At 46.0% G+C, this 19,486-nt stretch carries 10 protein-coding genes; 9 read left to right on the forward strand and 1 reads right to left on the reverse strand.

Translation table 11 applies throughout. The features are described from left to right. The first annotated feature begins 107 nt into the window (after positions 1–107). The 6 genes from AC58UX_RS02675 to AC58UX_RS02700 all read left to right on the forward strand — a co-directional run bounded on the left by AC58UX_RS02675 (position 108) and on the right by AC58UX_RS02700 (position 11,820). The gene (locus AC58UX_RS02675; protein ID WP_497249461.1) at positions 108–2,405 is read left to right on the forward strand and encodes a helix-turn-helix domain-containing protein; all 2,298 of its coding nucleotides are present in this window, start codon (positions 108–110) and stop codon (positions 2,403–2,405) included. Between the two features lie 241 nt (positions 2,406–2,646). Next, positions 2,647–3,606, forward strand: coding sequence for an ABC transporter permease (locus AC58UX_RS02680; protein ID WP_497249463.1), 960 nt, complete (start codon positions 2,647–2,649; stop codon positions 3,604–3,606). 10 nt (positions 3,607–3,616) lie between these two features. Then, positions 3,617–4,492, forward strand: coding sequence for a carbohydrate ABC transporter permease (locus tag AC58UX_RS02685; protein ID WP_497249465.1), 876 nt, complete (start codon positions 3,617–3,619; stop codon positions 4,490–4,492). Positions 4,493–4,609: 117 nt separating this feature from the next. Next, a complete protein-coding gene (locus AC58UX_RS02690; RefSeq protein ID WP_497249467.1) occupies positions 4,610–6,226 on the forward strand; it encodes a type 2 periplasmic-binding domain-containing protein in 1,617 nt (538 codons plus the stop codon). A 93-nt stretch (positions 6,227–6,319) separates the two neighbouring features. Continuing rightward, positions 6,320–10,138, forward strand: a complete 3,819-nt coding sequence (locus tag AC58UX_RS02695) for a CBM96 family carbohydrate-binding protein (protein ID WP_497249469.1) — start codon at positions 6,320–6,322, stop codon at positions 10,136–10,138. Positions 10,139–10,230: 92 nt separating this feature from the next. After that, positions 10,231–11,820: a discoidin domain-containing protein gene (locus AC58UX_RS02700; RefSeq protein WP_497249471.1), complete on the forward strand. Its 1,590-nt coding sequence runs from the start codon at positions 10,231–10,233 to the stop codon at positions 11,818–11,820. 99 nt (positions 11,821–11,919) lie between these two features. On the opposite strand, the gene AC58UX_RS02705 is transcribed toward AC58UX_RS02700, so the two are convergent. Then, positions 11,920–12,888 (reverse strand): AraC family transcriptional regulator, encoded by a 969-nt coding sequence (locus AC58UX_RS02705; RefSeq protein ID WP_497249473.1) that lies wholly within the window; start codon positions 12,886–12,888, stop codon positions 11,920–11,922. A 149-nt stretch (positions 12,889–13,037) separates the two neighbouring features. On the opposite strand from AC58UX_RS02705, the gene AC58UX_RS02710 reads away from it, so the two are divergent. The 3 genes from AC58UX_RS02710 to AC58UX_RS02720 all read left to right on the forward strand — a co-directional run bounded on the left by AC58UX_RS02710 (position 13,038) and on the right by AC58UX_RS02720 (position 19,353). Continuing rightward, a complete protein-coding gene (locus AC58UX_RS02710) occupies positions 13,038–16,325 on the forward strand; it encodes a family 78 glycoside hydrolase catalytic domain (protein ID WP_497249475.1) in 3,288 nt (1,095 codons plus the stop codon). Positions 16,326–16,481: 156 nt separating this feature from the next. After that, a complete protein-coding gene (locus AC58UX_RS02715; protein ID WP_497249477.1) occupies positions 16,482–18,299 on the forward strand; it encodes a sensor histidine kinase in 1,818 nt (605 codons plus the stop codon). Further along, a complete protein-coding gene (locus tag AC58UX_RS02720; protein WP_497249479.1) occupies positions 18,292–19,353 on the forward strand; it encodes a response regulator transcription factor in 1,062 nt (353 codons plus the stop codon). Before AC58UX_RS02715 ends, AC58UX_RS02720 begins: the two co-directional genes overlap by 8 nt. The last annotated feature ends 133 nt before the right edge of the window (positions 19,354–19,486 follow it).

The raw sequence follows: 19,486 nt of genomic DNA on the forward strand, positions 1-19,486 counted from the left end.
GGCATGCATAGGAAGAAACTCTTTACAGTTGCTCCCAGTTAGCTTAGGATGAAGAAAATGATAGCGGTTACTTGAAGCTAGCATCCAGCTCGGGAGGGAAATAGTGAATGTTAAGAACGGCGGATGTGCAAAAAAAGAAGTTTTTCACCAAAGTGTATCTCGTATGCATCTTGATTGTGTTTTTATACGCCAGTATTGCTGTTGGCTTCCTGATCTATAAGAATATGGAGTCCCTCAACCAGAAGTGGGATGCCAATGCCACAAGATCCGTGGAACAGATGCGGGAACAGATGGACATTCGGCTGCAGGTAGCCTTTAATTTGGTGTACCAATTGAAACGAACGGAGTATTTTCAGAATTACAGCAACGATGCAACGCGCAATTACGCCAATATTACGTTGGTACTAGAGCAGTTGAAGAAGAACAGGGAGGCTTTCGAGAACTACGGATACCGGATCGACGTGATGAAACCTGATGACAATTTGGTCATTACGACGTTTGGGACCATTGATAAGGACAAGTATTATAAGGAAATGGCATTGAAAGGCGCAGACATTGAGCAGATCGATGGGTACATCAAAGATTCAAAGTACTCCAATGTCGTGCTTGTACAACAACGATTGTCCGAAACGGAGAACTACGGATACGATACGATCTCTTTTGTAAAAAAAGAACTTACCGGCAGGAACGATCTCATGTTTGTGATTTCCTTTTTCCAGGGCGGGTTTTATCCAGACTTACTCAAATTAGATACCCAGGTGAACCGTATCGGCGTACTATCTGGCGATCAATTAGTGGATGTCAAAGCAAATGAAGCTAACGGCGGGATTCCAGATGAGGTGCTGGCTCAGGTGAAGGAGCGGAGAGCTCCTTATGTGGAACAAATCGGCGATGATCAGGCTCATCTCGTGAGTTCATCAGTGCTGCCGAATGTCAGATATCTGTTTATGCTGTCGGGGTATGCTTGGCAGCCGCAGTTATCCGGCCTGTTGTTTCATTCGTTATTGCTGTTCGGTTTGCTGCTTGTGATTGGTGCCGGAGTAGCTTTCCTGGCTTCACGAAATATTTACCAACCTATTCATAATGTGCTGACGATTTTCAAGGGATTGGATCAGGGCAAGAGAGGTGTCGGCGAAGAAGCGCTGGAGAGCACCGATGATATGTCCTTTATTACGGCAACCGCTGTGAACATCTCCCGCATGAATGATAGCCTGAAGGAAACCATCCAGAACAATCGGTTGTCCCTGCGTGATCATTTTTTACGCAACATGCTGTATGGGATTACCGGCGAGACGGAGGTCAGGAACAATGCGGATAAATATGGGCTGGAGCACGTGCAGCATGATGTTACCGTTGTTGTGATGGAGCTAGCTGACGCTCAAGACTTGGAGGCGGAGTTCCCGGTTGAGACCGTGGTAGAGATCAAAGCGGGGATATTCCGAATGATCCTAGAGGCTGTGAAGAAAGAATTTGACTACGAACAGGTAGAGCTGGAGCACAAGCGGCATGTTCTCATTGTCAAGGAGCAGCAGATCGATCGGATGAAACGGATTTTTACTCATATTTTATCCGGCATTGAAGCAGATACGGAGATTCGTGTAGTCGCTGCTATCGGCCGTCCGGTGGTTTCCCTAGGCAACAGCGCCGAGTCTTACCAGGATGCCGTACGCTTACTGGAGCGACGATTCTCGCTGGAAAAGAATACAGTCATCACCGTGAATGATGTGGTGCTGCAAAGATCAGATATGTACACTTATCCACTAGAGCTCGAACGTGAACTGATTACTTTTGTCCTGCAAGGGAAGACAGACCAGGTACAGGCTATTCTGTCTCGTATTCTAGATGAGCACATGGAGGAAAGGTATACGGGCGGGGAGAAGCTGGCCCGCTTTGTGCTTGCTGTTGATGTAACGGTGCATCGGATTCTGAATCAGATGAACAAAAGCTATAGGGAGCTGTTTGGACAAGACTCACTCTATGACGAGCTGAAGCAGGCTGGGAACCGCAAACGGGTGCGGGAAAGAATCTATGAAGTGTTTGCGGTCATTATGGCGAGTATGGCCAACCGCAGCGAGAAGCAGGACCATACCGTAGCGGAACAACTTCTAGCGCACATTCATGCGCATTTCAATGAGGATATTTCGCTGTCTGATATTGCTGAGCAATTCAACCTCTCTTTGGGCTACATCAGTCTGTTGTTCAAAAAGTTCACGGGGGAGAATTTCAAGGAATACTTGAACCAATACCGGGTAACCAAAGCCAAGGAGTATCTGAACGCCGAGGAAGTATACAGCATCAATGATGTGGCAGGCAAAGTAGGCTGCAACAACGTCAATACGTTCATCCGCATTTTCAAAAAGTACGAAGGTGTATCTCCTGGCCAGTATGCTAAGCGGAATGAATGATCATAATAGCACTTAAACCCCGGCGCTAGCCGTGGGCTTTTTTATTTGCAGCAACAGCATGCCGAAATCAATGTAAGCGTTAACAAAAAAGTCGAGACGATCAAAATAATCATGATTACGCACCAATCAAAATTATCGATATGCAGAAAAATAATAAGGATTTACTGGGAATGAAAGCCAGTGCTACACTTCAACCGTGAGAACCAAGCAGCGAGAGTAAGAGAAGGAGTGGGAAGTGTCCATGAATATGAAAACGGCAATATGGGAACCAGGCGCACATGCCAGGGCGAGCACACGGCACAGGATTTTGTACAATCTAAAAAGAGACCGCTTTCTTTATTTATTAATTGTTCCTTTTATCGCCTGGTACCTTGTTTTTCAGTATTATCCGATGCTGGGGTTGCAAATGGCTTTCAAAAAATACAGTATATACAAGGGACTATCTGGAAGTCCTTGGGTAGGGTTTGATAATTTTGTAACTTTCTTCAAAGGTCCCTACTTCTTAAGAACGTTGAAAAATACGATCTTGATCAGCGTATACAGTTTGATTTTTGCTTTTCCGGCGCCGATTATATTGGCTTTGCTCCTGAATGAAGTAAAGAACATGTTGTTCAAACGTACTGTACAGACGCTAACCTACTTGCCGCATTTTATTTCCATTGTTATCGTAGCGGGGTTTGTTACGAATTTCTTATCCCCGACGAATGGGATTATCAACCTGCTGTTAGCGAAGTTGGGTCTGGAAAAACTGTACTTTCTAGTGGTCCCGGAATATTTTCGGACGATTTTCATCTCCATGAATATATGGAGGGAAGTAGGATTCGGATCCATCATTTTCATTGCTGCGCTCTCCGCCATTCATCCTGAACTTCATGAGGCCGCTGTCATTGACGGGGCCAACAAGTGGAAACGAGTGCTGCACGTAACCCTGCCAGGGATTATGCCTACGATTATGATTATGCTAATTCTGAAAATCGGCAATCTATTGGATGTCGGATATGAGGCCATCATTTTATTGTATCAGCCCTCTACATATGAGGTTTCCGATGTGATCAGCACGTATGTGTACCGGACGGGATTGCAAGATGGCCGTTATGATATCGGTACCGCCGTAGGCTTGTTCAATTCTGTTGTAGGCCTTGTGTTGGTAATCGGTGCGAATAAATTAAGCAAAAAATATACCGAAAGCGGTTTATGGTAGGAGATGCCCTATGAAATTCCTGACACCTGGAGAAAAGATTTTTACATTGTGCAACTATATATTTCTAAGCCTTTTGGCTGCAGCTACCTTGTATCCATTCCTTTATGTCGTCTCAGCCTCTTTAAGCTCCTCAAATGCTGTATTATCCGGAGACGTGGTGCTATTTCCTAAAGAATTGACGTTGCAGGCTTTCCGGCAAGTTTTGACGGAGTCGGGCATCTGGCGGGCATACGGGAATACGGTGTTTTATACGGTAGCTGCAACCTGTCTGCAGATCGTCTTCACCATTATGGGAGCGTATCCATTATCCAAAAAAAGATTCATGGGTAGAACCCCGATCAGTTTCTTTATCGCCTTTACGATGCTATTTAATGCAGGTATGATTCCTTTCTATCTGACAATTAAAGAGCTTGGCATGTTGAACACCAGATGGGCATTATTAATTCCCTTTGCTGTAACGACCTTTCTGGTCATCCTGCTGCGCACCAACTTCCAGTCCGTGCCGGAAGAAATGGAAGAGGCCGCCAAGGTGGACGGTGCGTCAGACTTTCAAATTTTGACCCGCATCTATTTACCGGTATCCAAGCCTGCGCTGGCCACCATTTCACTGTTCTATGCAGTAGGTACTTGGAATTCCTATTTCTGGGCCATGGTGCTGCTCCAAGATGAGAGCAAGATTCCGTTGCAAGTGCTTTTGCGCAGACTAGTCGTATCTATGAATCCTACGGAAGGCATGATGGCTACAACCGATACAACCGTGCTGTTCTCTCAAGAAACCGTTATTTACGCAACAATTGTTATCGCGATTATTCCAGTTATTGTGGTCTACCCTTTTATTCAAAAATATTTTACCGCCGGCGCTATGGTGGGCTCCGTCAAGGGGTAAATGGATGGGACACATGAACAGAAAGGGAGGTGGTGCCTCCTCGTAAGGCACTAGTCGTTAGTCGTAGAGAAATTTGATTATAATCTTTTTATACATTCCTAGGGAGGTTGCATGTCAATGAAACGCAAAGCATGGAAGACCGCAGCAGCAGCAGCTGCATTATCCGTCAGTATGATCACAGGTTGTTCATCGGACAAGGAACAGACACAAGCTTCTCCATCTGCACAGGCATCACCACAATCCGCTTCGGCTGCTCCGGCAAGCCCACAATCCTCACAAGCCAGCTCCAAACCGATTACCTTAAGCATTCATATGCACTACGGGAATGGCGGTGGCGGGGATAAGGTATTCAATGACGAGTGGCCTGTCTTCAAAAAGGCGGCGGAGATAACCAATGTTACCTTAAAGGGTACTGCTTCCAAAACACTAACCAATAGCGCTGAAGCGTATAATCTGATGCTGGCGTCAGGGACTTTATCCGATATTATTCATTTCGGCAAGAAAGAAGATGCCAACAAGCTTGGCGGCGAGGGAGGCCTCGTTGCGCTTAACGATTTAATTGATAAAAATGCGCCCAACATTAAGAAGTTTTTGGACAGCCGCCCGGACGTACGCAAATATTTAACTTCAGCAGATGGCAAAATTTATTATGTCTCTTTTGTTCCAGACGGTGCAGCTTCCACGGGTTGGTTTATTCGCCAGGATTGGCTCGATAAACTGGGACTCAAAAAGCCGACTACGGCGGATGAGTACTACAGTGTCTTAAAGGCTTTCCGGGATAACGATCCGAATGGAAACGGCAAGAAAGATGAGATCCCTTATTTTAACCGTCAATCCTTCGGGGTGTACTCGCTGCTTAACCTATGGGATGCTGGTACAGGCTACAAAGTAGACCCGAAAACGGATACCGTTGTCTATGATCCGATCAATCCTACCTACAAAACGGGGATGACGAATCTAGCCAAGTGGTATGCGGAAGGGCTGATCGACAAAGAAATTTTCACCCGTAAAGGTGACACTAGACTGGTTATGCTATCGGATAACCTCGGCGGCTCCACGCATGACTGGTTCGCTAGTACGTATGGCTACAATGTGAAAGCCAAGGATAAAGTACCGAATGTGAATTTAGCGCCAATCCCGCCTGTGGCCAGTATTACCGGAGATACATCCTGGTTCGATTACCGTGCCACCGTGAGTCCATCTGGCTGGGGAATTGCCAGCACCAACAAGAATCAAGTCGAATCCATCAAGTACATGGATTTCTGGTTCAGTGATGAAGGGCGTCGACTGGCGAACTACGGTTTGGAAGGTCAAACCTATGATCTGGTTAGCGGCAAACCGGTTTTCAAGAAGTCGCTGCTGGATACTGGCAACGTGCTGCTCAATTTGCAGAAGATAGGCGCGCAACAAGAAATCGGCTTCTATCAGAATTTTGATTATGAGAAGCAATATACGCCAGAAGGTGTATTGGCTTCCATCGATGAGTATAACGGTAAGTATATTAAGAAAGTCAGCGTGCCGAATCTCAACTTTACAGTGAAAGAGCAAGATCGCTTGAAAGAGCTGGAAGGGCAGATTGAAACGTACCGTGTGGAGACTGGGCAGAAGTGGTTGTTAGGTGCAGAATCCGTTGAAGCCAAATACGACGATTTCGTCAAACAGTTGAAAACGCTGGGAATTGACGAAGTGTTGAAGATTAAGAACGAAGCGTATGCGCGCTATAAGAAAGGCTGATCTAATCAACTTGTTTCCGGGCTGTGCGTCTTGCGGCAGCCCGGCTGTACGATAAACGCCACCAAAAATGTGCATGGGGGGGGGAAATTGAGGATGAGAAGGACAATTGCAATAGGCCTTGTATGGGTTATGATTCTTGGGTTGCTTTCATCGGGGTTCGGGTCCATGGCGTTTGCTGCAAGTGATGACGATGTTAGTCCGAATAGTAGTGTCACTGCTAGTGTAAATGAAAGCGTGTACAAAGAGGTCGTGGTGAATCCTTCGGCTGATGCCTATACCTTGAACTCAAGGGCGGACACCAATTACGGTTCCTGGGATGTACTTGTTCTAAAAAGGGATAACAGCAGCAATACAACTCGAAAAGTGTATACGAGGTTCGCGTTGGCGGATCTGGGTATCCGTGATCCTCAGAAGGTTGTCAGCGTCACGCTCCAGGTTTATCGAACAGATACTTCCGGCACAACGGGAGGCGTAGGCGTGTACCCGGTCAATGACAATTCCTGGCAGGAGCTGGGCATTACTTGGAATAATGCGCCTGCCAATGTCGCAGATCCGTTAACGGTTGTCACGGTAGGGCCAGCAACCAAATTCTATGATTTCGATGTGACCGATTATGTGAAATCCCATTGGCAGGATGAAGCCTTGTCCTTTGCTTTCTTAGGACAGGTGCATAATCAGCAGATCACCTTTGCTTCCAAGGAGCAGAATGCGGCTGGTAAGGGCAAAGAACCGCGACTTGTCCTGAAGACTACACAATCGACGCTCACAAGCATAGAAGTCGCCAATCCGCCGACGAAGACGGTCTATTATCCAGGCGATAAGCTGGATCTGACGGGTCTGGTCGTGGGTGGTCATTATGAAGACGGCTCAACGCATCCGCTGACCGGCTATACTGTAAGCGGCTTTGACAGCAGCGCACCAGCCACAGCGCAGACGATTACCATATCCGTCGAAGGTCAAACAACCAGTTTCCACGTGGAGGTTCGTCCGCCATCTGGGGTGAATGTCCCTACGTGGCCGGTCGGCAGTACCCTGACGGCAACCGGCACGTCCAAGACGAAGACAATTCTGGCTTGGCCTCAGGCGTTGGATAATGAGGATGTTACCGGCTATCGATTGTTTGACGGGGAGAATCTTATGCGTACTGTGAGCGGTGATACGTTGTCGCTTCCGCTCACAGGATTAACGCCTTCAACATCGTATCACTTCCGTGTTGAAGCTGGGGACAGTGAGGGGAACTGGACGCCAGGGCCGGAGTTGGACGTATGGACTGAACTGAGTCCGCCGGCGTTGCCGCAAGTAACTGCGATTGCGAGCGGCGCATTCGATTTGGCAGCTTGGACTGTTGCTGTGAATTCCGATGGCAAAGGGGTATGGGAAACGCCAAGCGGCAATCTCGCTTTAACGACATATGCGAGCACAGGGTCTGATCCGCTCCGCAATGTGATTGTTCATCAGACGCCATTGATAGGTGACTTTGTCTGGACGGGCAAGGTTATGGTGGCACCTCGCAGCGATTGGGACGATCTAGCTGTTGTGTTCAACTATGTGGATGAGAAGAACTACTGCTTTGTCTCCTTGAATAAAAGCAATGACGACGCGACCAATGGTATTTTCCGTGTAGTGAACAATTCGCTTGTTCAACTCAAGGATTTTAATGTTGGCCTACTGAAGCCCGGCACGGCGCAGGATTTGCGGATTGACCGGGTAGGTTCGATCATCCGTGTGTATCTGGACGGTGATTATATCGGTGAGGCGGAGGAATCTCAGTATGCTATTGGCCGTGTAGGCTTCGCGAGTGCGAACGATCGGGTCACGCTCTCCGAAATGAACGTATACGGAACGGAGTTAATCGATCTGCTGCCGCCAGATTCGCCAGGACAGTTTACTGCGGGGGCCCAATCTTCGAAGGCTATTCGATTATCGTGGACAGCTTCTGCGGACGATTCGGGCATTAAGCTTTATTCCGTCTATCGGGATGGCGAGCTGCTGGGCACGACGAACCTCACTGCTTATGTGGATGAGGGACTGACACCGCTAACGGCATACAGCTATTACGTGACGGCAACCGACGTTGCCAATAAAGTTTCGGTGCCAAGCGCAACTGTGACGGCAACCACTCTGCAGCAGGATTTGCATGTGTTCCCGTTCAGTCATAAAATGATCGACAGCGCACTCCGTGAGCCGCTGCTTCAATATCAGCTTAGTCTGGAGTGGACATCGCATAGCCTGCGAAGCGGTACCGCCTTGATGTATTTGACGACAGCTGCTTTGTATGATCCTTCCTATAAGGGCAGCGACGGTACGATGATTAAAGATCGGATTGTGGCACATATTCGCAATATGCTGGTACCTGGAAGCAAGCGGGAGCCCGGCGCATCCGGTTCACTGGATACCTCGGCGACATCATTGGCCACCCAAGCTTTCGATCTAGCTTCCACCATTCCTGCTGTTTGGGCGCAGTTGACCCCGGAGGAGAAGGACAAAATCACCTTGATCATGCAAGCGCATTTGGTAGCGGCGCATTGGGGACATGATGATGACAACAATTTCTCGACGGGGATCGATCAGTTGGGTAATTTCAACAAAGGCTGGAATCCCAACTATGTGGAAGGCGCTATTGCCAGCGCACTAGCTACGGTCCGCTATTTAGGCGGGGCCGATAAGGCGAATGAATTCCTGCTCAGCTTTGATTATGACAGCTTTATGAGCAAGCTTCAGGCAGCGAATCTTTCCAGCATTGCTTGGACCTTCCGTCAAACCGGCAAGACTGCGCTAGAGGCAGCAGTGAAGAATGAATTTACGTTTAGAGGCCACACGTTGGATCAGCCGTTCGAATGGATGAAAGACCGTGCATTGATTATGTATAACAAAACGGTGAAAGGACAGTTATACAGCAACGATACGCTGCGGGCTTTTGTAAACAACCCAGAAGGATTGCCTAATGTAGGCATGATGGGAATGGGCCAGGAGTTCGATTCGGTGGATGCGAACGGCATTCGAAGCGACCTCGATTATGTGACAAGGGGGTGGAATAACAGCATTCTTAGTCTCCTGGAGGCTTATTATTACGGTGTTGCAACATCGGGTTCTCCGGAGGATCTTGCATTAATCCAATCGCGATATGCAATTGGCAGTACTGATCTCATCTATAAAGCGGTAAATGGGTATTCCGGTTATGCGAAAGGGAAGTCGCTTGGCATTCGGGATGAATTCACCGCAGACGCTAATGTGGGCTACTATTGGCTGAAGGAGCTTTGGGAGAATGTGATTAGCCAGCCTTCCTTGATTCCAGTGCGGCATGTGGAGCCAGTACCTCCAGTCTTAGCCATTGCTAAACCTGGTACTGTCGTGCTTTCAGACGACAATGGGCATGATACGGGTCTGCTGGATGGTAATTATCAGGTTACCATGAATATGTGGTATGGCGATAATGGCACAAGTTACAAGCTCTATGAGAATGATGTGTTAATCGATACACAGGTTCTTACGGACAAATCGCCTAACGCGCAATCTACGGTAACTTCCATTACCAACAAACCGAATGGTATCTATAAGTACCATGCTGAGCTTACGAACTCGTTTGGTACGAGCAAAAGTCCAGATTTGACCGTTACAGTTAAACATGCCGCTCCTGCTAAACCCGTTCTTGCTAACGATAATTGGGATGGTGATGGGAATTTCAAGGTTAGCATGAACATGTGGTGGGGAACCAATGGTACGACCTATAACCTCTATGAAAATGGTGCACTTATCTATTCGCAAGCGTTGACTGTGAATACGCCAAATGCTCAATCCGCTGTGGCCATCTTAACGAATAAAGGAAAAGGTTCGTATGAGTATCGTGGTGAACTCGTGAATTATGCGGGTGCGACATCCAGTGATACGATGATTGTTAAAGTAACGAAGTGAAGAGTACTGAAGAGCGCTGAAGGCTATGTCATAATCATCTATTAGGATAAAAACGCTAGTCCGTGAAGGACGGCGTATGAGGAGATGACTTGATGAAGAAGAATATGTCTATGTTCGCTTTCTGTCTGGTTGTTCTGTTTACACTCGCTTGTTTACTTCCAGGTTGGGAGACACCTGCTTATGCATCTACTAATTTGGCACTTGGTAAAACCGCTGTCGCGAGTTCGGTGAAGAATAGTGCATTAGCTGCCAGTAAAGCTACGGATGGTGACAGCACCACCACCCGCTGGGGCTCCAACTATACAAGCAGCGAATGGATGTATGTGGATCTGGGCTCGTCGCAAAATGTAGGCAGCGTGACTATCCAGTGGGGGGTTGCCTACGCAACGGCTTATAAGATCCAGCTTTCCAGTAATGCTTCCACTTGGACGGATGTATATTCAACTACGACCGGTGATGGTGGCGTTGACGCCATTACGCTTGCAGCAGCAGCTACAGCCAGATATGTGCGTGTACAGGGGATCACCCCTGCGACGACGTATGGCTATTCCATCTATGAATTAGAGGTGTATGCACCGTCGGGAACGACGGATCCGAGTCCAGATCCTGGCGATGAGCCAGAACGTGATGCTTCTTTCGGACCGAACGGCACGCACTGGCCGTCGTTGATCCCTACGCCATTTATGTACGACACCACGGTAACAAACATTGTAGACGTAAACAGCTCCTGGACGGCGATTAGCACAGCTATCGCGGCTGTGACGCCGCAACAGGCAGAAGCAGGGGTGCTGATCCGAGTCGCTCCCGGCACATTGACGGGCAACGGCGCAGGTTCCGGAAATACGCCAGTGCTGCAAAATCTGGGTTCTTCCTCGTGGACGAAGCGAATTACTGTGGCTCCTCGTGACGGTTATGGTACGGTGGTCATTACCGGAGGCGCATTGATCAAGAATGTGCGAGGTGTGGCTTTCGCTGGACTGATCGCTGACGAGATCAAGCTGGAAGGCTGCGACCGCTCAGCCTTGGCTTGGACCAAAGTGACCCGTTGGTTGGCAGGCTACGGTATCGCCAACCAGACAACATCCTTGGTAGAATTCAGCGAAGTTGTCATGCCGGAATCTCAAGTCGTCGATGGTGATGCCTCTGATTTCTATTCCGTGTCGTCCGGCCCTATTGACGGCTGGCGCTTCGATGGCATTTATCTTGCGCCTCATTTCTTTAATCCAGCTACGACACCGAAGCCGCATACGGATACAATGCAATTCGCTGGTTCGGCGGCCTATTCCAATATGACAATCCGTGATTCCGCCATCTTCTCCAGCAACAACTGCGCTGTTCAAACAGGCAGCTTGAGCGGGCTGGTCCTCGAGCATAGTTATCTTGCAGCAGGGAGCGTGGCACGCAGCCGCTATCCTTTCCTTGCCGGAGGATCAACGGAAGCCGGGACAGCGGTGTTTAACGGCAACGGCACGAACTTTGTAGCGCTGGACTCGGTCATCATCGGTGGAATGGGCTCAGCGTCTTGGACATCGGCTACCAACACGAAAACGAGCTATACCTATCAGGCTTCCCAGCAACCGGCCAGCGGTGCATGGACAGTAGATACGACGCTGTCCGCAACCAATCCGACCATGCCACCTATGCCTGATGATACGTATTTGAACTTGATTTGGGGGAACTGAGAGAGGCATGAATGAATTGCATGAAGTAGGAAAAGTGCCGAAGTGGCAATGGGTTTGATCATATAAACGAAGTTAAAATAGGGGCGGCATAAGCTACCCCTATTTGTTATTTTTCCTGAATTGATTAGGTGAAATGCCATAAACTTTTTTAAAGGTCCTAATAAAATGCGTGTTATTTTCAAAGCCAATAGATTCACTAATGTTTTGAACCATTAAATCAGAAGAGGTAAGTAGTTCAATGGCTTTATTTAATTTTATGGTTTGGATGATTGCTAGAAAAGTTTGGCCAGAGGTAGCTTTAATGAGCTTGCTTAAGTATGATTCCGTGAAATGAAATGTACTTGATAATTCTCCTAAGGTTACTGTCTTATAATGATCCTGCATATAAGCTAAGATCGAAAGCAACTTATCATTCTTGGTTACACTTTTAGGTAATTCGACTTGACTTTCATAATCTCTGAGCAAATAGCTGAAAAATAACATGAGCAGGTTATATAGGATATTCGCGGTGTATTTTTTGTTGTCATGCTGTTCAATAAATAGCTTGGAGAGAATTTCTTTCAGGTTGGGATCTCGATTTGTTCGAAAAATGATGTAATTATTGTATTCCTCAGTATACAGAACTTTCATAAAAAATGAGGAGAGAACGGTTTCATGTTTAAGCATTTCTAAAAATGTTTCATTAAAAGTACTTCGCTTTATCAATACATTTAAAATAATGCTATCATCAAATACCTCAATTGTATGTTCCACCTTGGGTGGGATGATACATAAATCACATTCACTTAGTTGAACAACTTCGCCATTAATTTCTTGGACGCAATGACCTGCATATACGTAAATCAATTCGAAAAACGCATGCCGATGTTTGAAAATGGGTGTAAATCTTTTGTGTTTTTGAATGATAATGTCAGTCCGACCGTTCGAAGAAAAATAATCTTCTTCTTTGAGTTCCTTTATTGAATCCTGATCCGTATTTCGATCCATTTTGGCATCGTAATACTTACGATAACATAACTCTTCTTCCGAATATGCCTTAAGCATTGTATCCAAATCAACTAGGTTCATTGTACGTAGCCTCCAGGAGGGTCATGTAACTATACCATATAAAAAAGCACATAAAATGTAAACTTTAAAAGGTGAATGATGTTAACGATCTTATTCATTTATTTCATTATCATTTAAATTAAATACAATGCATAGGGAGCAAATGGCATATGACGAGTTACATGATATCTGAAATTACGGTGATGAATGAAATTGAGCCTATGGGTTTAGATGAGAAGAAACCGGTATTTGCCTGGAAATTTAGTTCAAATGAGAAGAACATGAAGCAAACATCTGTAAGGATTACCGTGGGAGAGGAACCTGAGGGTCTTGACATGTGGGACAGTGGTTGGATGAATACGGACTGTTCCATAGGAACTGCTTATGCAGGAAGGGCTTTGCAGCCATGTACGGAATATTATGTGACTGTGATCACGTTGAACCAAATATCGGAAATAGCCGTAGCTTCAACCAAATTTGAAACTGGTTTGTTGAATCCGAAAGTAGATGCCTGGAACGGGGCGAAGTGGATCGGTGCACCGGAATATTACGTCAGCAGCGATTCCATGGGAATTTTCTCTTTGAAAAGCACGATGACTTTATCCCCAGGCGGGACTAGAGCAGGGCTTGTCTTTGGTGCTAATGATGCCAGACTCTTAAATAGGGAAAAAAATGAATCCTTCTTAGAAGGTGAAAACTATATTTCTTATGAAATTAACATAAGCAATCTCCCAGCAACGTTGGATATTTATCGGGTAGGCTATCACAAAGATGATAACAAACATGTTCCTTTTGCTTCAGTACCCATCGTTAACTTTGAGGGTGAAGAGAAAGTTCAGTTGATTACAGAAGCCAATCAATACGATCCTCATGAAATCAAGATCAATGTTGTGGGTAATGGGGCTTACGCTTATGTAGATGGCGTACTCGTTGATGCTATGTTAAATCCTAGTTCCATAGGAACGAGGCTAATTGCGAGACAATTAAACCCGTTAAGGGATAACGATATCACAACATTTCCGCGACTCTATGAAATTGGTTATTTTGTAGGGGAAGGAACAAGCGCGCACTTTGATGGTATTCGCTTAAGCTTTTTGCGACATCCGTCTAATCAGTTCTTTGAAATGGATACCGAATTCGGAATTGATTTAGATGGAAATGGAACTGATGTACGCGTTACCAAGAGTCCAGATTGCCATGCACTTCCCATGCTGCGCAGGGATTTCTCGGTCAAAGGACCGCTTAAGAAAGCGAGACTTTATGCGACGGCTAGAGGGATTTATGATTGCAGAATCAATGGTAGGGAAATTAGCGATCAGTATTTTGCTCCAGGTTTCAGTCAATTTGACAAACACCTCATGTATCAGACTTATGATATTACGGACTTCTTGTCTGAAGGGGTTAATGGCATTGGTTTTACATTGTCTTCGGGCTGGTGGAACGGTTCTCAGACTTTCGTCTTGCAGAACTATAACTACTGGGGTGATAAAGAAAGCTTACTGGCACAATTGGTGCTGACTTACGAAGATGGAACATCGGATTTTTACGTAACCAATGAAGAAGAATGGCAGTATTACGGGGAAGGCCCTTACCGCTTCGCGGGCTTTTTCCAAGGGGAACATTTTGATGCCAATTTGGCCTTCATTTATGAGGATTATTCAAAAGCGGGATTTGTCATAGACGGCATGAAAACACCACAGATCGTAGAAGCTGTCCCCATCGGCGAATTCGATTCCAGGCCTGGACTTTTCTTGCCTTGGCCAGCAGTTAATGAAAGCGAACCAGAACTAATTGGTCATTATCAAGCACCGATCAGAAAAGTAGAAACATTTATAGCTAAAAGCATGACGGAGCCTGCTCCTGGTTTATATATATACGATTTAGAGCAAGAGATAGCAGGAGTTCCCGTACTTACATTCAAAGGTGAAAAAGGAACTGAAGTACGCATTCGTTTTGGGGAGATGCTCTATCCAAATCTCGATGTGTATGGGGAATTGGGTGGGAGAATGCTTCAAGTAAATCTTAGGGACGCTTCCAGCACAGATATTTATATTCTTCGCGGCGATGCAGATGGAGAAACGTACATACCGAAATTCACTTTTCATGGCTACCGCTATATTGAAATCACTGGCCTAGATTACGCACCTGAATTAGAAGACGTGCAGAGCTACCTGCTTTCGAGTCTTTCCACGATGCGTGGTAAAGTGGAAGTAGATCATAAATTGGTAAACCGACTAGTATCCAATGTGAAGTACAGCCAGTTGGGGAACTTCATCAGTGTGCCTACAGACTGCCCGCAGCGAAATGAACGAATGGGCTGGATTGGTGACGCACATGTATTCTTCCGTACCTCATCTTACCAAGGGGATGTTCGAACTTTTTATCTCCGCTTTCTCGAAGCCATTCGAGATGTACAATTACCAGACGGGAATATTCCCAATATTGCACCTGTAGGAAGCGGATTTGGTGGAATTACCTATGGTAGTGGCGTTCACTTGATCGTTTGGGACATGTACCAACAATATGGGGATAAGCGTGTTATCGCAGATAACTATGAGGTCATGAAGCGCTACACCACTTATTTGGAGAATAAAGGGATGCCAGGCGAGGTCTTTGTGGGACCGATCGATGACTGGTTGGCTCCACAGAAAACGGATAGTAACTTGGTATGGAATGCTTTCTACGGTAGAGATGTGTATCTGATGTCTGTTTATGCGGAGCTTTTAGGAAAACAGGACGACGCATCCTACTATAGGTTGAAGGCAGTTGAAGCGAAGATTTACTGGAACCAGACGTTTGTAGATGCTGAAACCGGAAAAACCTTGCATTTGGATGGCACAGTAAATGATACGCAAGGCGGATATGCCATAGGGTTGAATTACCAGATGTTTGACGAGACCGTTAGGCAGAAGGCTTTTGATAATCTAGCTAGAATAACGAAGGAAATGGGATGTACCGTATCCACTGGTTTTTTCGGGACGGGTCCGCTAAATCCGATGCTGAGTGAGGGCGGTTATTCGGAACTAGCCTATGCCATGATCACCCAAACCGCATTCCCAAGCTGGCTTTATCCAGTAACGCAAGGAGCGACGACCATTTGGGAGCATTGGGATAGCTATACCGTAGAAAAGGGTTTTGGCAGACGAAATGCGATGAATAGCTTTAACCATTACTCCTTAGGAGCTGTGGTGGGCTGGCTCTATGAGTATGTGCTTGGCATTCAGCGGGATGAGAGGCATCCAGGCTATAGTCATTTCACTCTGAGGCCTGATTTGACAGGCTTTAAGAAAGCAAGTGGAGGATTTGATACCCCGTACGGCCGGATTGAAAGTAGTTATAACTTGGAAGAAGACAAAGCGACCTATCGTTGTACGGTACCCACTAATACGACAGCCACAGTGGTTCTCCCTGGGATCACAGCGGAAATAGGAAGCGGAAGCTATACATTTTACCTGTAGCATCCATGTTATCAAGCTAAAGCCAAGCTGATCACTCAGTTTGGCCTTTTCAAATTGATCCGAAAAACGGTCATAAACATTTATCATTGAAATTATGAACTAAATCGTATACAACTATGGAAAGAAGTTATTATGGGTCTGGAGCTGTGAGTCCTAATGATCAAACGGAAAGCGTTATCAATTAATGCGAAGCTCGTATGCCTTATTTTATTTTTCCTATGCGTTCCCTTACTCGCCTTTGGAGCCGTGTGGTATTCAAGCTCAACGGAGAGTATTGAGAAGAATGCTATAGGCTATAGTGATCAACTCGTGCGGCAAATCAATGGGCAGCTTGATTCTTATTTTGGGGATTTGCAGCGTGTGACCTATCCGTTACTGCTGCTTCCCCAAATCCAAACGTTTATGAAGCTGGATCCTGATAATCAATATGAACGGATTGTTAATAATAAACAAATATCCGATGAGCTGTTTCCTACGATCGTGTTTGGTCGTACGGATATTTATGGATTATCCATTGTATCCAAGAATGGTATGGTGACCACAAATAATAATGCGATTGCTGCCAAGGCTAGTTATGATCAGTATAAGGATATGCTGACAGGCGACCAGAATTACAAGATTACAGGTTTGTCAGAGATCGAGTATACAACGGTGCTGACCATTATCCGAAAATTTGTGGATACAATTTCTTATCAATCGACAGGCATGCTGGTTGTACATTTGAGATTGAACGAAATTATTAAAATATGCGATAAAATTAAACTCGGACAAAGTGGTTTTGTATGGATTATGGACCAAGACGGTAAGGTCGTGTATCATCCCGATAAGGAAAAGTGGGGAAAGGCTGTCAACCTGCAGAACATACCGTTAACGAAGGATGAGCCAAATGGGTACTCTGTCGTCATGATTAACGGCATCAAAAAGCTGATCCTTGCCGACCGTTCTCCATTGACCGGGTGGACACTTGTTTCTGAGGTGCCGCTGAATGAACTGAATGGCGATCTTGTTCGCTGGCGTAATGTAACGGTTTGGGTAGGGTTGTTGCTGGTTAGCTTGGCTTTATTTTTGGTGGGCGGTTTCTCTGTGCATCTTACGCAATCGCTTTCGCATTTGCGGCGGTTGATGCGCCGAGCGGAAGAAGGGGACTTACATGTCCGGGCGCCAGAGAAACGCAACGATGAAATAGGCTTCTTAAACCGAAGCTTTAACCGAATGGTTGAAGAAATTCAAAGATTGATTGCTGAGATTCAGCATTCTAGGCAAAAAGAGATAGAGATGGAACTCCGGCAACGAGAATCGGCACTTCTCGTCATGCAATCTCAGATCAATCCACATTTCCTATACAACACGTTGGAAATTATAAATTCGTATGCGATTATTGAGGGGGTTAAACCGATTAGTCGGATGGCAACTTCCTTAGCTGATATTTTTCGCTACAGTATCGGTCATCCCCAGCAATCGGTGACCCTGAAGGAGGAGCTACGTTATATTAGCACCTACCTGGAAATTCAGCAGGAGAGATTTAAATCGCTGCGCGTAGAAATAAAGCTGCATGATGAGGATATTCACAGCATATTAGCGCTTCGCCTCATGATTCAACCTCTTGTGGAAAATGCCTTCAAGCATGGTTATGAACGTCATAGAATCAAGCCTACCTATATTGGCATTACAGGAGAACATTCAGAGGATGGTTATTTGCTTCGGATTGTAGATGAGGGCAGAGGCATGGACAATGAGCTGAAAAATGAGTATAATCAAGCGTTTAATAACAATGAGATTAATTCTCGTAAAGATTCGGCCGTACCAACAGATGGGTCTTCTGAGTCGATCGGACTTTGGAATGTGCATCAGCGAATTCGCCTCTCCTTTGGATCGCCTTGTGGTCTTTACATTGCCAAATCGGATGAGACGGGAACAATCGTAGAGATGATGCTTAAATACGAAACTCACAAAAAGGAGGCCGAACATGTATAAGGTGCTCATTGTAGACGATGAGATTATGATTAAACGCAGTTTAGCTAAGCTCATCGCCGAAAGCCCCTATGGCTTTGAAGTAGTCGGTGAAGCTGAAGATGGTATGGAAGCGCTGGCACTATGTGAGAAGCTGCGTCCTGATCTGTTAATTACCGATATCTCGATGCCCGTTATGGATGGGTTGGAGTTAATTCGAGAGGTGCGTAGAAGGAAATGGGACATGGATACCATTATCATTTCTGGATATGATGACTTTGCTTATGCGCAACAGGCCTTACGGCAAGACGTTACCGATTACTTGCTCAAGCCACTTAAGGAGGAGCAGTTCTACGAACTGCTTGCAAGCATTGACGGCAAATTTAAGGAAAAATATAAATTAGCTACAGGCAGAAGCCAATGGGTAAAGCAATCCAAAGCGCGAAGTGAAGCCGTATCGGAGCAACTATGGGGGTTAAACGAAGAAGAGGCACTGCGGCTTATGGGCGATATGGTTCAAAAGCTTAGGGAAGAAGGTGCTTCCAATGAGGTTGCTCGTAGTTGTACGGAAGATCTGCTGACCATGGTCGAGGCGGAGCTCCAGCATCGTTCAGGCGGGGGAATGTCCGAGCTTGGCAAGCCGTTTCTGACAGGGGGCAATGAAATGCCGCTGGAGGGATGGCTCTCTCAAGCAAGAGGCTGCCTGCAAGCCTTGGCGGATAAGGTAAGAGCCTCCAGAAATTGGGGTCAGCGTCAATCGATTGCGAAGGCGATCGAATTTATTGTTCAGAATTATGCCAATGAGGACATCTCTTTGCAAAAAGCTGCGGAGAAGTCAGGGATGTCACTGTCGTATTTCAGCCGCTGTTTTAAAGATGAACTAGGGCTAAGCTTCACTGATTTCGTTATAAAGCTGCGTATGGAGAAAGTTAAGGAGTTGCTGAAGGCTCCCGGCATAAGAACCTCAGATGCCGCTCAGGCGGTTGGCTACGAGGATTATCCGCATTTTGCGAAAACATTCAAGAAGTATTTTGGCTTGTCACCCAATGAATACAAAAAAAGAGAGATTAGCTCCTAGCTAATTGGTTAACTAACCGAACAATAGGGGACCGTTCTTCACTGAATGGTCCTTTTCATTTGAAAACGCAACCAATTACAATATAAAAACACAACTTTCGCAAGAGATCACATGGTCTTATCACCTTGTAACC

Source organism: Paenibacillus sp. J22P90 (assembly GCF_059692195.1).

Excerpts from the sequence above, each read along its gene's own strand:
- AC58UX_RS02675 (WP_497249461.1), top strand. The coding sequence starts at position 108 with ATGTTAAGAACGGCGGATGTGCAAAAAAAGAAGTTTTTCACCAAAGTG.
- AC58UX_RS02700 (WP_497249471.1), top strand. The coding sequence starts at position 10,231 with ATGAAGAAGAATATGTCTATGTTCGCTTTCTGTCTGGTTGTTCTGTTT.
- AC58UX_RS02710 (WP_497249475.1), top strand. The coding sequence starts at position 13,038 with ATGACGAGTTACATGATATCTGAAATTACGGTGATGAATGAAATTGAG.
- AC58UX_RS02705 (WP_497249473.1), bottom strand. The coding sequence starts at position 12,888 with ATGAACCTAGTTGATTTGGATACAATGCTTAAGGCATATTCGGAAGAA.
- AC58UX_RS02685 (WP_497249465.1), top strand. The coding sequence starts at position 3,617 with ATGAAATTCCTGACACCTGGAGAAAAGATTTTTACATTGTGCAACTAT.
- AC58UX_RS02720 (WP_497249479.1), top strand. The coding sequence starts at position 18,292 with ATGTATAAGGTGCTCATTGTAGACGATGAGATTATGATTAAACGCAGT.
- AC58UX_RS02680 (WP_497249463.1), top strand. The coding sequence starts at position 2,647 with ATGAATATGAAAACGGCAATATGGGAACCAGGCGCACATGCCAGGGCG.
- AC58UX_RS02715 (WP_497249477.1), top strand. The coding sequence starts at position 16,482 with ATGATCAAACGGAAAGCGTTATCAATTAATGCGAAGCTCGTATGCCTT.
- AC58UX_RS02695 (WP_497249469.1), top strand. The coding sequence starts at position 6,320 with ATGAGAAGGACAATTGCAATAGGCCTTGTATGGGTTATGATTCTTGGG.
- AC58UX_RS02690 (WP_497249467.1), top strand. The coding sequence starts at position 4,610 with ATGAAACGCAAAGCATGGAAGACCGCAGCAGCAGCAGCTGCATTATCC.